The sequence below is a fragment of the Nostoc sp. UHCC 0252 genome (assembly GCF_034931145.1).
In the GTDB taxonomy this organism is placed as follows: domain Bacteria; phylum Cyanobacteriota; class Cyanobacteriia; order Cyanobacteriales; family Nostocaceae; genus Nostoc.
Genome location: NZ_JAYGHE010000067.1, coordinates 1 through 15,001, shown reverse-complemented (window position 1 = coordinate 15,001; position 15,001 = coordinate 1). Strand labels below are relative to the sequence as shown.

11 protein-coding genes and 2 pseudogenes are annotated in these 15,001 nt (G+C 43.5%); 8 read left to right on the top strand and 5 right to left on the bottom strand.

Annotated elements, in window-relative coordinates; all coding sequences use genetic code 11:
* Positions 1 to 151 precede the first annotated feature (151 nt).
* From VB732_RS27540 to VB732_RS27505, 8 genes are all read left to right on the top strand, one after another.
* Positions 152 to 367, top strand: coding sequence for a hypothetical protein (locus tag VB732_RS27540; protein WP_323234056.1), 216 nt, complete (start codon positions 152 to 154; stop codon positions 365 to 367).
* A 200-nt stretch (positions 368 to 567) separates the two neighbouring features.
* Positions 568 to 801, top strand: a complete 234-nt coding sequence (locus VB732_RS27535) for a hypothetical protein (protein WP_323234055.1) — start codon at positions 568 to 570, stop codon at positions 799 to 801.
* A 765-nt stretch (positions 802 to 1,566) separates the two neighbouring features.
* Positions 1,567 to 2,355 carry a peptidylprolyl isomerase gene (locus VB732_RS27530; RefSeq protein ID WP_323234054.1) on the top strand — a complete coding sequence of 263 codons (789 nt, stop codon included), beginning with the start codon at positions 1,567 to 1,569 and terminating at the stop codon, positions 2,353 to 2,355.
* Complete coding sequence (locus VB732_RS27525) at positions 2,355 to 3,281, top strand: peroxiredoxin family protein (RefSeq protein WP_323234053.1); 927 nt, start codon at positions 2,355 to 2,357, stop codon at positions 3,279 to 3,281. Before VB732_RS27530 ends, VB732_RS27525 begins: the two co-directional genes overlap by 1 nt.
* Positions 3,282 to 3,285: 4 nt before the next feature.
* Complete coding sequence (locus VB732_RS27520; RefSeq protein WP_323234052.1) at positions 3,286 to 6,294, top strand: peptidase domain-containing ABC transporter; 3,009 nt, start codon at positions 3,286 to 3,288, stop codon at positions 6,292 to 6,294.
* A gap of 9 nt (positions 6,295 to 6,303) precedes the next feature.
* On the top strand, positions 6,304 to 6,885 hold the full coding sequence (locus VB732_RS27515; RefSeq protein WP_323234051.1) for an HlyD family efflux transporter periplasmic adaptor subunit: 582 nt from the start codon (positions 6,304 to 6,306) through the stop codon (positions 6,883 to 6,885).
* A 152-nt stretch (positions 6,886 to 7,037) separates the two neighbouring features.
* The gene (locus VB732_RS27510) at positions 7,038 to 9,206 is read left to right on the top strand and encodes a peptidase domain-containing ABC transporter (protein WP_323234050.1); all 2,169 of its coding nucleotides are present in this window, start codon (positions 7,038 to 7,040) and stop codon (positions 9,204 to 9,206) included.
* Between the two features lie 77 nt (positions 9,207 to 9,283).
* Positions 9,284 to 9,757, top strand: coding sequence for a DUF4337 domain-containing protein (locus VB732_RS27505; RefSeq protein ID WP_416235781.1), 474 nt, complete (start codon positions 9,284 to 9,286; stop codon positions 9,755 to 9,757).
* Here the strand turns inward: VB732_RS27505 and VB732_RS27500 are convergent.
* The 5 genes and pseudogenes from VB732_RS27500 to VB732_RS27475 all read right to left on the bottom strand — a co-directional run.
* A pseudogene (locus tag VB732_RS27500) lies at positions 9,679 to 10,381 on the bottom strand (transposase); the annotation flags it as partial. The gene VB732_RS27505 and the pseudogene VB732_RS27500 overlap by 79 nt on opposite strands.
* A gap of 418 nt (positions 10,382 to 10,799) precedes the next feature.
* Positions 10,800 to 12,149 (bottom strand): replicative DNA helicase, encoded by a 1,350-nt coding sequence (locus VB732_RS27490; protein ID WP_323234049.1) that lies wholly within the window; start codon positions 12,147 to 12,149, stop codon positions 10,800 to 10,802.
* A 2-nt stretch (positions 12,150 to 12,151) separates the two neighbouring features.
* Positions 12,152 to 13,603, bottom strand: a complete 1,452-nt coding sequence (locus VB732_RS27485) for a hypothetical protein (protein ID WP_323234048.1) — start codon at positions 13,601 to 13,603, stop codon at positions 12,152 to 12,154.
* Between the two features lie 65 nt (positions 13,604 to 13,668).
* Complete coding sequence (locus VB732_RS27480; protein WP_323234047.1) at positions 13,669 to 14,595, bottom strand: phage Gp37/Gp68 family protein; 927 nt, start codon at positions 14,593 to 14,595, stop codon at positions 13,669 to 13,671.
* Positions 14,596 to 14,609: 14 nt separating this feature from the next.
* Positions 14,610 to 15,001, bottom strand: a pseudogene (locus VB732_RS27475) (hypothetical protein); the annotation flags it as partial.

The following is a 15,001-nucleotide window of genomic DNA, read 5'->3' as shown; positions in this document are numbered from 1 at the left end:
TAAAAAAACAAATAATTATCTTAATTAGTTGCAAAGTTTTTAGTAAAGTCTATTGACTTAATCAGTTCAATTATGAATACTTCTAATCAGAAAGCTCAATTAGAGATTTCTAACGTTCCAGTCAAAACGTTTTGTTCATTAGAGGTGAATTATGTTGGATCTAATTTCATTGATTCCCACAACTGTACGTGAAGGATTTGATGTGCAAGACCTGCCACATCGTGCTTCAGATTTGAGTGAAGATACTCTTGCAAACATTTTTGGTGGATGGTGTATTCGAAAAGGCCACATTTGCGCTTTCAGTGCCGATTGCTGCCGTTCTGCTCCCAACTGCATTGGAAAACTTTTTAGAAGGTGTGCCACATAATCATGATGTGACTCACTTGCAAGAGCTAGTGCACTAGCTCTTGCAAGTGAAACAACAGCAAGTTTTACCTGCCTACACAGGCAAATACTTTAAATGAATTAGCTCGTTTATTGTATTTGCCTGCTATAGATTATTGAGCATTTAATTGACTTGCTAACTTTCTAATCAACAAGTTTTGGTCAAAAATCAGGAGGTAAATTATGTTAGCTCAAGTTTCGTCAATTCCTACAACTATGCGTGAAGGATTTGAGGTGCAATATCTGCCATTTCGGGCAACACCTGTGGATGCAGATCATCTGAAAAAAGTATTCGGCGGTGCATGCAGGGGAGCAGGGGAATTTTGCATTATTCATAGGCTTTTTTGTTGTAGCGAACTAATTTGCATTCCCACCGCACCCAAGGGCATCAACGGGCAGTGCAAACGTTTTTTATAGACAATCTTGAATACCCGATGCTAACAAAATGCTGCACTGATGACCCTTAAAACACTGCAAGAGATAAGGCTCTGATGATGGTTACTTTTGGGTTACTGTAGGATATCGAGTAATCTAGCATTACCTAACTAGTATCTATTTACTCTTTGACTACTGTAGTTCCTGAAAGTGAAGCAACAGCAGACTTCATCTGCATTACATCAGACAAATACTTTGAATTAGCTCTTTTGGAGTTTTGTTTACTCCGAAAACTCGAATAGTAAATTGACATTCTAAACAACAAATCTTTTTCATTGGAGGTGAATTATGCCAACTCTAATTTCATTGATTCCTACAATTGTGCGTGAAGGATTTAATATGCAAAACTTACCCCTCCGTGCTTCCACGGTGAGTGAAGAACTTCTCATCAATGTTTTTGGTAGTGAAGTTGCTCGATGTTTTATAGGAAAAATTTGCCGAATAGATAGGGATTGTTGGACCATGCTTTGTGTTTGTAAAAAAAGTTCTCCCAGTTCTCTTGGAAGATGCGGGTATGGTTTCTAGTCAAGCACCCCACTTTTAAGGTCAACGTGGGTCTTTAAAAGGGTGTTTGAAAAGTATCAAGTTCTATGCATTTACCCCCTAAATTCCTTAATATTGAAGGATTTTGAGTTCTAGTTACCTGTTATTGTGGGGCTAGGGGAACTAACACAAGTATGTTCAACACTTTTCAGACATCCTCTAAGAAAATTCAACATCACTTATCACAAGAAGATCGCAAAACTTATGCAAACATTACAGGAACGCACAAATCAGAAAACTCCCGTACTCGTAACAGTAAATAACGACCAGTTCGAGCTGCGCGAAGCCCTACGTCGTTCATTAGTTGACGGCGAAGAGCAATTTCTGAATAAATGTATTGATGAATTGCTCATTCGCCAATATGCAGCGCAGAACAACATCAGCAATTCTATAGAAGAGTTGCAGGTTGCAGCAAACGAGCGGCGCTATCAGAGTGGCTTGGAATCTGTGGAAAAATTCCAGCAGTGGCTCAAGAATAAGCATCAAACCCTTTTGTCACTACAGAATGATATCGATTATCAGCTGTTACACAACAAAGTTAGAGGCAGCATACCTGACCAGGAAATTGAAGCGTATTTTGTTGAACACCAGTTGGAATTTGACAGAGCAGATATCTATAGCATTCGGGTTTCTAATCAGCAGAAAGCTGAGGAACTCTATGCCAAGATTACCGAAGATGGGGAGAATTTCCATCTGCTAGCGATGGAACATTCCCTGGATGAAGAAAGCAAACCGAAGGGAGGTTATATTGGTAAACTGCGCCGAGATGAGCTGAGCGCAGAAATTGAAGCGGCAGTGTTTAACGCCCAACCTGGGCAAGTTATCGCTCCAGTTGAAACTGAGAAAGGCTACAACCTCTTTAAGGCCGGTGCTGTTTACTCTGCAAGTTTGACAGAGGAAAAAGATAACATTCAGTTTCTACTGTTTGAGCAACTATTAACACGGCTGCGTGCTGAGGCAAAAATTACCTATCCCATATTCGAGGAAGAGTAATGATAGCTATTTTCTGTACATTCATTGTGGGCGCTGTTTTCCTCGTAACCGGGGTAGTCAAAGCGCTCAGTTCTAAGTCTTTCATCGAACTGGTTTTCAGATACGGTTTGCTACCGCAGTGGTTGGCAATACCTACAGCAATTACCTTCATCGGTCTAGAATGTGCTTTGGGAGTTGCCCTGATTTTACATGAGTTCCCCCAGTGGCTGGTGCCTGGGACAATTATCCTAATTCTGTGTCTTTCAGTTTCAACAATTTGGGCAACCTCCACTAAGCGAACAGAAGATTGCGGCTGTTATGGCGGTCTATTAGTCATTACTCCCAAACAAAGCATCCTGCTGAATCTAGGATATATCCTGTTACTGGGCTGGGCATGGTTTTATCCGGTAGCAAATCATCAGACGCAGACTTGGCAATGGGTGTTAGCTTTGGTGGCTTTGGTTGCTGGAAGCATATCGGGTTGGAAGTCTCAAGAAAAGCCTTTAGTAGACTTCTCTCGTTTGAAAATAGGGAATCGCTGGCATCCCCAGTGGTTGAAAGACAGTTCCCAAGATTTGCAGCAAGGTTCTCATTTCGTCGTCTTCCTTGGTAAAGATTGTCCTTATTGCAAGCAATGGGTGCCATTACTCAATGTGATGAGTACTCAGAAGGATCTGCCCAACGTTATAGGCATTCTTGCACTTAGTGAAGAGGAAATCGAGGCGTTTAAGGCAGAACATTTGGTACGTTTTCCCATTGCTCAGATGGACAAGCTGTTATTCGGTTATATGGTGGATAGTTTCCCTACTGCCGTGCTAATTGAAGATGGAGTAATATCCAATAAATGGCTAGGCGAAATCCCCAAAGAGTTTTTCAACCGCATCAGACAGTTCTACGAGAGTGTCGTCTTCAATTCAAAACCTAAAGCACGCCACTTCAGCGGCTAGTCTTATGCAAATCGGCGACATCAAACAGCTACTCCTGCAAAATCGCCTCTTCAACTCCCTGTCACCATCAACAATAGATGCGATCGCTCCAAAGTTTTCCATTGTTTCCTATCAACTAGGCGACACGATTATCCGCACGGGTGAGTCTGGAGAGGCTTTCTATATTATTGCTGATGGCAAAGCCAGGATGGTAGCTTATACCACCGACAACAAACCTATAACCATTGCAATTCTTATCAAAGAGGATAGCTTTGGGGAACAACCCCTACTCTTTGGGCATCCAGCCGTCACAACCGTGCGTGCAGTTGATAATTTGACTGTCTTGAAACTGCCTGCTGCCGACTTCGGCTGGCTAGTCAAGCAATCTCCTCATTTTAGGAAAGATCTGGAAGCACAGGTTAAGCAGCAGACTGAATTTAAATTCCTCAGAAGCCTCAAGTTATTCTCCCACCTGTCTTTACCAGAAACCCAGAAACTGTTACAAGCGATTGAGACTATCCATCTCAAGCCAGGCGAATTTCTGTTTCATCAGGATGCCTTAGCAGATGCTGCTTACATTATCTATACTGGCAGGATTCGCCTGATTAAAGAAAGCATTGATACAACACTGGCAAATTTGAACACTGGTGACATCTGCGGTGAAGCTGCCATATTGCAGTCTCCACTGCAACCAACTGGTGCTGTTGCTACTGAAAATACAACTGTTTGGCGTTTGAGTCAGGCATCCCAACTAACTGCGAATCCTCGCGTTTACCAGTGCATTGCCGAACTAGCCGAAAATCGCTGCTTACAACAACAGGCAATTTTAAGTAATCAGAATAATCATGAAGCGCCTGAATTGTCAACAATTCAGTTTGATAAAGTTAAAGTTGGGAGAGGATTGTTTGCCCGTCGCCATGACTTTGTGCATGTGGAAACGCCACTTCTGGCGGGAGTTGCTTGCCTCGCCCTGATCGATCGCTTTTATCAGCGGCAGAGTAATTTACAACCAATCATTGAACAGCAGATGCGGGGCCATCGCCCCGACACCCTCATTACCGTTAGCCGTAAAGCTGAAACGCTGGGATATCTCACCCGCTTGTTGTACTTGAACGACCAGCGACTGGCTATGATGACTTTTCCAGCCCTTGTGGAAGATAAAAATGGTCAGTTGTCGGTAATTCTATCCGTTGTCCGCACGCATGTCACGCTAGCCAATCCCTTGACGGGAATTCATAAGCTCCCCAGACAGCAATTTGTGGAAGCTTGGAATGGTCGAGTGTTGTCTGTCACTTATGTGCCGAATTTCGGCAACCTTGGTAACAAGACACACGAGATTTTTCAACAATTCTTGCCAATGATCCGCCCATATTGGGGAACACTTGCGTGGATTGGCATCATTTCCCTTTTCTTGCAACTGCTAGGTTTAGTCGCGCCACTGTTCGCACAAATCACCATTGATAAGGTGCTGGCTTACGGCAACTACCCACTGCTACATCTGATGCTACTGGGGATGCTGTTTGTTGCTGGGTGCCAACTAGCCAGCAGTGCCTTGCGTGAGGTGTTGTTAGCTCATGCCCTGAAGCGGATTAGCTTATCGCTAACTATACAGTTTTTCAACCATATCCTCTCCTTACCAGTACAAATCCTCTCGCAATGGCGGGTGGGGGATTTTACTGTCCGGTTTGCAGAGAATGAAAAACTCTTGGAGTTGGTGTCCCAAAGCGGCTTCAAAATTATTGTTGACAGTTTAACTATTTTTTTCTACTTGTTTGTCCTGTTGAGTCAGAACGCCAAACTCACAGGTGTGGCATTATTATTCGTTGCGGCTTATGGATTAGTTTTGGTAATCTCTACACCCCTATTACGTGCCAATGATCAACGGGTGTTTGCGCGTCGTCAAGCAATGGAATCTCATCTAATTGAAGCTATAAGTGGGATTGAGACAGTTAAGTCTATTGCTACAGAGAGCCTATTTTTCCAGCAGGGAGTTTCCCTAATTACCAAAGCTCTGAATGTTGAGTTCAAAGGCGCTCTACTAGCTTTCAACATCGAATCGATTGGCAATCTAATCAATCAGGTCAGCACCGTCGCCATCCTGGGATATGGAGCCAAACTTACTTTAGATGGTGAGTTGACACTTGGTCAACTAGTTGCTTTTAACGCCATGCTGGGTTTGTTACTGACTCCTCTACAAAGTTTGATTGGCGTGTGGGACGAACTGCAAGAAATCCGCATTTCCTTTGAACGAATCAACGATGTGTTGGTGTTACCCCCAGAACAGCAAGACCTTACAGCAGTAATGCCTATAATTTCAGGTTGTGTAAGCCTGAAAAATGTCTGCTTTTGTTACGACCGGAGCGAACAAGATGTCTTGTGTGGTATCAACTTAGAAGTATTGCCTGGTCAGAAAATCGCCATAGTTGGCAGAAGTGGTTCCGGGAAAACCACTTTAGCCAAGTTGTTGGGCAAACTTTTGCAGCCAACTAGCGGCAAGATTTATATCGATAACATCGACATCAGCAACATCGAACTTTCCTCATATCGGCATCAGCTGGGAGTAGTGGAACAGCATCCCTTTTTATTCAACGGCACGATTCGGGAAAATATTGCCAAAGCAGACACCACTGCTGATTTAGCAAGTGTCATGGCTGCTGCAAAGCTAGCAGGTGCTTCTGAGTTTATCGAAAAACTGCCAATGGATTATGATACCCAGATTGGTGAACGTGGGATTACCTTGAGCGGTGGTCAGCGACAACGCCTAGCGATCGCCCGCGCACTTTTGACCAATCCCCGCATTTTAATTTTGGATGAACCTACTGCATCGCTAGATTCAGAATCCGAACGGATTATCCAGCAAAATTTAGAGCAACAAATGGCTAGTCGCACCGCTTTCATTTTTGCCCATCGTTTGAGTACTGTGCGTAATGCTGATCTAATTGTGGTTTTAGACCAGGGGAAAATTGTGGAGAGTGGCACCCACCCACAGTTGCTAGCACAAGCGGGTCTGTATTCTTCTTTATATACCAGATAGGTCAACATCATGGTAGAAACCCGTCAAACGGCTCCATCTATATCAGAGCAGGATATCGCTACTCTAGATACTTTTGCCGAAAAAACTCTTCAGGCAGGGCAAATATCAGAAGTAATGATGGCGGAACCAACACTTGTGCAAAGAGGCGCTATCTATTTTATTAGTGCTGCTCTAGGTTTGAGTTCTTGCTTGCTCTATTTCGGTAAAGTTCCTGTCTGGGTTAGCACTAGAGGGAAAATTATCCCAGAGGCTAAAGGTATTCCAGTGCAGGTAAGCAAAACCAGTGGGGTGAATACGCCTTTGGTAGTTAAGGCTACTGTACCTAACAAAGACATTGGTTTTGTCAAAGTGGGAATGGCAGCACGAATCAAAGTTGATGCCTATCCGTTTGGGCAGTTTGGTAGCGTACCCGCACGGGTGCGGCAAATTGTTCCAGTCGGCAAAGAGGATAACTTCACCATGACACTGGAATTACTTCAGAATTCTATTAAAGCTGACGCGCATCAAATCCAGTTATTTCCTGGGCTAACTGTTCAAGCAGAGGTTCAAACTAAAAATCAACGTTTATTTGAGCTTTTATTTAGCAAGTAAGCAAGGTTACCTTAGCTCTTGCACTTTTGAGAGTTGTTACAGGCAAGATGCCTGTTCCACAAGAAAATTGATTAGTTGTGGGGTAGGCATCCTGCCTGCTCCAAGCTATATGCAAGATATAAATTTACAATAATCTTGGTAAGGAGGAGAAATTGCAACTAAAATATCAACTTGGCTGGTTTCCGGTAGTGCAGCAACAAAGCATGATGGACTGCGGTGCAGCTTGCCTGACAACTGTGTGTCGTTATTACGGCAAGCAGGTTAGTCTCAACCGCATGCGAGAGTTAACCCGTGTTGGCAGATCAGGGGCTTCTATGCTCAATCTATTGAGGGCAGCTAATACATTAGGCTATGACACTGAAGCCTTGCTGGAAACATATGAGAATTTGATGCAAAAACCATTGCCTGCCATTGTCAACTGGCGTGGTTATCACTGGGTGGTTGTTTACAAAGTCACACCTACAAAGGTGAAAATCTCAGATCCGTCTGAAGGACTGCTGAATCTGTCAACGGCAGAGTTCCTAAAAGGTTGGACTCGCTACACCCTCTACCTGAAGCCAACTGAAAAAATTGCGGCAATAGAGGAATCAAAGCCAACCTTACAGCAGTTTGTTCCATACGTAAAATCCTATACACGAATGCTGGGGGAAATCGCCTTAGCGTCTCTGGCGATCCAAGTTTTCAGCATGTTCCTGCCTATATTCACTAAGTTCATCTTTGATGAGGTATTGATCGAGCAGAATCAGCAGTGGCTCGTTTACAGTCTGGGAGCCATCTTTACTATAGTGCTACTCAACTTAGTTATCAGTTTTTGTCGCCAGCAACTTTTACTGTTCGTTTCCATGAGAGCTAATTTGCTCATGGTAAAAGATTTCTACAAACACGTTCTTTCCTTACCCCTACCTTTTTTTGAAACTCGCAAAGTGGGAGATATCACAAGCCGATTTGAGGAAAACCAAAAAATTACTAATTTCCTCACTCATATAGGCTTGCAATCTTTCCTAAACGTGTTTTCGGCAGTACTGTATTTGGGATTGATGCTCTACTTTAATGTCCCACTGACGCTTGTTGCTTGTTTATTTCTGGCTTTGCACCTCGTCAATATATACGCTATTACCCCACGTTTACAGCATGTCTACCGCGATGTGTTTCACAAAGGAGCTGATGCTCAGAGTTTTCTGATTGAATCTCTCAGTGGACTCAATACTATCAAAACTTTAGGAATTGAGCATTCTACCCGCTGGCAGGCTGAGAATTTATATATTCGTTCTACCAACGCTTATTTGAAAACCATCAACTTGGGTATAGTTTCTAACTTGGCAAGCGGATTGGTCAGCAATTTGAGTGACGCGGCTGTATTGTTCTATGGCTCTGTCATGGTGCTGCAAAACCAGCTTTCTGTAGGGGAACTAGTTGCGTTCACTTTGTTGACGCAAAGCCTTTCTGCTCCAGTTACCGCTTTGGTGGGGGTATGGGATGTATTTCAGGAGACATTAAATGCAGTAGAAAGACTGAATGATGTGTTTGAAACTAAGCCGGAATTGAGCGTAAAAGCAGCAAAAGAGAAGATAAAACTGCCGACACTGCGCGGTCATGTGCGCTTTGATAACTTAACTTTTCGTTATGAGCAAAATAGTAAGAATAATGTTTTACAAAATATCAGTTTAGAAGTTCAACTAGGACAGCGGATTGCTTTTGTTGGTCGTAGTGGTTCGGGAAAATCTACTTTAATAAAGCTACTTTTGGGCTTTTATGCCCCCTCCTCTGGTAAGATTTATTTCGACGGCTTTGATGTTGCTGATGTTTGGATACCTTCGTTGCGCTCTCAAATCGGTGTCGTTCCTCAGCAAAGTTACCTCTTCGGTGGCACTATTCGCGAAAATATTGCCCAAGGTAATCCAGAAGCTTCCCTAGATGAAATTATTCAGGCAGCAAAATCGGCAGCAGCCCACGATTTTATTAGCAATCTTCCCCAAGGGTACGACACCATACTGGAAGAGCAAGGGTTAAATCTAAGTGGTGGTCAACGCCAGCGGATTGCGATCGCTCGTGCTTTGGTTCGTAATCCTCGCATCCTGATTTTAGACGAGGCTACCTCAGCTTTAGATAACGAAACTGAAGGTGTTGTCTTGGAGAATATAGACAAAGTTTTGGGTGATCGCACTGTCTTTACAATCGCTCATCGACTCTCTACTGTAAAGTCGGCTGACCTAATTGTTGTGATTGAAGGTGGCAACATTATAGAACAGGGAACCCATGAACAACTGATGACTAAAAAAGGACTTTATTACTACCTGAGTACTCAGCAGTTAAAAGGGTAAAGGGCAACGTCAGGAGCGTCAATCGCTGAATTTAATCGGTCTTTCTACAGCTATTCTCTCAACACTAGCCGCGATCGCTGCTATGCACAGGAGGTTATTTTGCTAACGGAGGGATACTGGCTCAAATCAAGTCGAGCAATCACTGGTCGGAATTTCAGGCTAAATCTACCAAGCGTCATATCGAAGAATCAACGGTAACTTTATTGCAATCTCTCCAAAAACCAGTGACTGTAAAAACCATCAATGAACTCGCTAAACTCAATCGTAAACAACAGGAGATTCAGCAAGAAGCTCAGAAGCTCCAAGTAGAAGCCGAACAGGATCTACAGCATCATCAGCTATTCGCGCGTAGTGTAGCAGCATTGCAAGTCGCAATTTCGATGGGAGCCATAGCTGCTCTAACTCGTAAACGGATTGTTTGGTATGTAGGCTTAGGGATAGCAACGATCAGAATTAGGTTTATGGTTGCGGGAACCTTGAGCAACATCTTATATTGTCTATTACTTAAATCTACGAGACTGGCTCCTAATAACACTAATTGCTCAACATGAGCTAAATTTCTTTTGATATATTGCAGTTGTTTTTTTATCGCTATTCTTCTATCTTTTTGAAATACACTACGTTTTTTTGCTACTGCCAGATAACCTTTTCTTGCAACTTCCCAATACGTTCTTGGCTTTTTATATAATTGACCCTTTATCTGTTCATAAAGAAGGTATATATTTTTTTCTGTCTGCTTTCTGGCTTGATTTAGTAGCTCTAAATCTGTCGGATAACTTATATTTACAGGCGCACAAGTCGCATCTAATATTAATTTTCCTCGATTCTTTGGATCGCTTCTTTCTTCTTTTGGTTCTACTGTTTTTTTGACTTGATTGTGATGATGTTTCTAAGCATATCTTCTTCACCATCTCTTGATTCACTTAGTTGACTAACTCCGCACTAATTCTTTCTCGAAAATGTACTAACATCGATGGGTCAAATGGAGTTTTATTACTATAAAATGACATTCCTATGAAGTACTGTAGATAAGGGTTTTCTTTAATTTGTTCTACTGTTTCTCTGTCACTCATCCCTAGCTTTTCTTTGATTATTAATGCGCCTAGTGCTATCCGAAATGATTTTGCTGGCGCTCCCATTTCTGCGGAAAATCCGGCAGAATATTCCGGCTCAAACATCCCCAACCGCCCAATGTAGGGAATCGGTGTAATCTGGCGCGGATTCTCCAGCTTCCAGTGGTATTGCCCAGCCATCCCCCAGCCAGATGCAACTTGTGAGAAACGGCAGTCAACTATTGTGACAACGCCGATAACTTGACCGCGACGGAGAGAGATTAATTCTGGGATTACTACCCCCATGCTTTGACAAAATTCTCTCGCCTCAAAGTATTCTTTTTTGGTACAGGTTTTTGCGGCGTGAATCAGAATGTCGCCGCGATAATGAATGGGCCAGCCTCGGTTTTCGATGTCTTTGAGAGCATAGATAATTGCCCATGCCCAAGGCTGACGGACGGATAGCGCTTTCACCGTGTTTAAAACTCCAGTAATTGAATGTATGCGTCTTTCTTCCGCGATCGCTGGATCTGGCTGTAAATTATCTCGCCAAGTTCAAAAACTTCGATGTGGATAAATCGCACAACATCGTCGCAGTGCCGAGCTTACCGTAAAGGCGGTTTTTCTCAACAATTAACTCGATAGTGCGATCGCTTGGGTCTTTTGTGTAGACAGCATCCCGGTAAAGCATAATTAACTGGTCACAAACCTCAAATATTTCGCCAGAATTACGTAACAGATGACGATTGGGGCGTTTATCAGCCGTTGTTTGATTGCCCCGATTGATTTGACAGCCCAAGAAAACAGGGATTTTGTGAGACTTAGCAATATCCCGAATCTGGCGGGTAATCTTGCCGACTTCAAAAGCCATGTTCCCACCGGACTCCAGAGGAATCTGCTGCAAGTAATCAATAAACACAGCCCCAATAGAACCACCAAATTCGGCAATGGCACGGCGCACAGCAGAAGCAATCATTGCGGTTGTAGGGGAGGAATGCTCGTAAACCTTCCAAGGCAACTCCACCATCTGTCCTATACCTTGTGCTATTTGCTCCCAATAGCATTGAGTATTGGTTTGAATCATAGAAGCGTCTACGCCAGTGATTCGGGCTAGCATTCGGGCATTGAGTTGATTCTTGTCCATTTCTGGAGTTACGTACAGAACTGGTTTTCCAAGTTTGGTCATGATTTCGTAAGCGTAAGAAATCATGAAGTGAGTTTTGCCCATGTGGGATTCAGCAGCCACTACAACTAAACTGCTCGGATAAATGCCACCGGTGATATTTTCGAGGTCGTACCAGCCAACTTTGTCGCCTGCCATATTCCCCATCTCCAGCTTTTGAAAAAGTTCAATGCCCATGTCTTGTGCTGAGAAAACCTTGCAGCGTTCATCACTTTGATTTTGAGTAACACCAAAAACTTTCGCCTCAGCTTGCCCAAGAACAAGTGGTAGTTCAGTTTGCGTCTCGTAACCGAGTTGGACAATTTCCGATCCCACTTTGATTAACTGTCGCCGTCGATATTTCTCCATCACCAGATCCGCCAAAGCATCAATGTTGACGGCGGATACAGTGCGGTCTACCAGAGTTGCTAACTTGTTTCTGCCACCAACGCGATTGAGCAGATTGTGGTCAGCCAACCAAGCGGTGACAGAAAGCAAATCTGTAGGTTGAAACAAAGCGTGAAGCGTTGCCGCAGCTTGATAAATGTATGAGTGGGCACTGATGTAAAAGGCTTCCACTACTAGGCGATCGCTGACTCTGGTTATTGCTTCTGGGTCGAGCATAATCCCGCCCAAAATCGCTTCTTCAGCTTCGATATTTTGTGGAGGCAAGTTGTCAAGTGACCTGTCAGGATGGAAAGAAACTACGTTGTCTTGATTGCTGTACATAATCATGCTCTTAGTGCTAGTTTTAACTGCGCTTCAACTTCTCGCAAATTCGTGGAAGAGGGTCTGGTGTTGCTCGGAACTTTTGGCTCATTTGCTTTGGCTTGAAGTTTCGCTTTTAGCTCCAGCATTTGTGGGCTGTGTTGATATTCATTGGATGGAACCTGAATAGATTGCTCTTGCTGACGGCGTATTCGGTCTTGTCGTAAAGCATCTTCGAGCGAACTGCTAGTGATATTTTTTACTTTGTGAGCCAAAGCAGTGCGCTGTTGAGGTAGGGGCTGTTTCTCTGTTTGCAATGCTTGGTTATAGCGCTGCATCAGGTTCGTCCACCCACCCTTGGTTTTCTCCCAGGTGTTCATGACTGCGATCGCATGATCTATTTCCTGTCGTGCCGAGCGTTTCGACTTAGTGGCTAGTTCTTGCGCTAGGAAATCCACGACTATTGGGTTGAAGTTCTGGTACAAGTTATTTAGCTTTCGCTCTCCATTGCGCCAAGGTAAAACCCAGCAATTCCACTTGATTGAGTCTCTAACAAGCAGGGGCACACAATCATCACTCATAGCAGTCGGGTCTGTTAGCCAAGCATCAATCAGTTCTTTCACGTTCCGGGCTGTCTTGTAGGGACAGGTTAGTTGCAGCTTATTCGCTTGTTCGGATTTCTCGAACGACCCCCCCGCAATAGTTGATCTCCTTGAGGTGTTATCGGTTTGTTGCAAAGACTCGGAATTTTTCAACAACGAAGTGGGTTGTTGTGGGATTGGTTCTTCTGGGGTTAGTTCTCCTAAGCTTGGTTTTTCAAATTCAATTTCTTCCGTTGCTAAATCAAGTTCTTCTTTTTCACACACACTTTCATGGGTGGGGGGCGCGGGTGGCGAAGCCAGGGGCGCGTCCTTGAGTGGATAGACTTCAATTGGATAATCTTTAACTGGATATACTTTGGGTATTCCCCCACTACTACCCTGGTCTTCCCCGACTACTACCCCTGGTATTCCCCCATTACTACCCTGGTATCCCCCCAATACCACCCCTAGTATTCCTCCACTACTACCGCTATTTTTTCCTCTGATTAAACTTGATTGTTTAGTAGGAGAAACAAACCAGTCGTCAATATCTGTGAGTTGATATAGGTTAGAAGATACTGAACCATTAGACTTGGTTTTGGGCGTTTTAGTGATTAAGTTCCACGAAACCAATTCACTGACTGCTGCGATCGCTTTTTGCCTTAAAGTTTCAGTTGAGGAAGCAGGGAAAGAACCACGAAAACAGGCTTCACCGATAGATTTGTATGAAGGGAAGGCGTTATTATCACAACCGGCTCGACGGCAGAGGTGAGAGTAAACTCGAAATGCCTCCATTGTTAGTGGTAGATCATCCAGCTTACTATCGATATAAATATGGCGTTTTCTTCTACCGTAGCTAGAGCTATCACTTTGCATTTTTTCTGTTAAACTCATATCTATAGACCTCAAAGGGTTTGATTTTCCCCCGCATTGGGCTACAAGCGGGGGTTTTGCTTTATTTACGCATCAAACGGAAATTGTCTAACTTGCAGATGAAGAGGAAACTCTTCAATTTTTCCCCCTTTTTTGTCACGGGTTTTAAATCGCTGTCCCCCAAATATTGCATTCGCCCCCAACTGTTTCACAAATACGGGTGTTTTCGATTGTTGGCATTGTTGGACAATTGAATTAATCCATTCGATGTGGCATGGTCTGGAATTTAGCCCAGACTCACCACCAACAACAATCCATTGGATATCTTCATTTACTAATTCCCATTTGTAGGAATCACTGATTAATTTTTGAATTGCTCCTCCTTGCCTCAAATCAATTTCTTCAAGCAGTGGCTCACAAGATAAAAACCGAACAGAACAGGGAATTTGCAAGAGAATTGGAATGCGTTCGTTCGCCATCTGTTGATTCTCAGTGGAAGCTCCTAACCACACATTTGGTAAGGGGAATGGTTGATCAATAAAATATTGTTGGAGATTAATTAATCCTCCAAATTTCTCACTAACAGCGTCCCAAAGGTTTTCTTTGGCTGCTTCATACCATTTGACCCATAGTGATTGTTGACTAAAGTACTCCTTCATTCTTTCTGGTCGCTTAGTCAAGATTTGAAAAGTATGCTGAGGTGAAAGAGCAGCAACAGCCATTACTTGATGAATCCATTCATCAAGGACATTGGCATGAAACAAATCAGCCATTGAGCATACAAAAATTCTTTTTGGCTTTTTCCAAGACAATGGTTTAATAAGTTGAGATTTGACAAATTCAACTGTGCCATCCCATTTGCCAACAGTTTGATACTGGGGGAATTGTTGAAGTCGTGGGGATTTGGCAGCTTTCGCTGCATAGCATCGCGCACAGCCAGGACTTCCAGAAACCCGTGAACAGCCAACAATTACATTCCAGGTTTCGTCACACCATTGTATATTTGTAGACATAATTACCTCTTCAATCAATAGTTTGTACTAACTTCACCACACGCTATCGCCCGAACAATTTCTTCTGCCCGTTCTTGTGAAATAGCCTGTTCTGGGTTCTTGTAAAATCCAGCGATTTGAGACTTAGGACGAATAATAATTTGCTGCCCTGTTGCGCGTTTGTCCCATACAAAGCACGAGATGGTAATGTTGTCTGTTGCCCAACGACTACCCCGCTTATCCTTGCGAAAACAGAAGCGCGGCATGATTAGAACAAGTGACGGCGGGTGTTGTTGCAAGAAATCAGCCCGATCATCACAGGGTTCGAGAAAGCTGGTTAGAAGGAATGCAGCTACACCAATACGCGCTTTTTGGTAGGCATTTTTGATGATTGGTGCAGCAAATTCCGCGTATGGTGGGTTAGTGC

Coding starts and splice junctions, on each gene's coding strand:
- VB732_RS27540 (WP_323234056.1), top strand. CDS start 152: ATGTTGGATCTAATTTCATTGATTCCCACAACTGTACGTGAAGGATTT.
- VB732_RS27515 (WP_323234051.1), top strand. CDS start 6,304: ATGGTAGAAACCCGTCAAACGGCTCCATCTATATCAGAGCAGGATATC.
- VB732_RS27480 (WP_323234047.1), bottom strand. CDS start 14,595: ATGTCTACAAATATACAATGGTGTGACGAAACCTGGAATGTAATTGTT.
- VB732_RS27490 (WP_323234049.1), bottom strand. CDS start 12,149: ATGTACAGCAATCAAGACAACGTAGTTTCTTTCCATCCTGACAGGTCA.
- VB732_RS27530 (WP_323234054.1), top strand. CDS start 1,567: ATGCAAACATTACAGGAACGCACAAATCAGAAAACTCCCGTACTCGTA.
- VB732_RS27525 (WP_323234053.1), top strand. CDS start 2,355: ATGATAGCTATTTTCTGTACATTCATTGTGGGCGCTGTTTTCCTCGTA.
- VB732_RS27535 (WP_323234055.1), top strand. CDS start 568: ATGTTAGCTCAAGTTTCGTCAATTCCTACAACTATGCGTGAAGGATTT.
- VB732_RS27520 (WP_323234052.1), top strand. CDS start 3,286: ATGCAAATCGGCGACATCAAACAGCTACTCCTGCAAAATCGCCTCTTC.
- VB732_RS27485 (WP_323234048.1), bottom strand. CDS start 13,603: ATGAGTTTAACAGAAAAAATGCAAAGTGATAGCTCTAGCTACGGTAGA.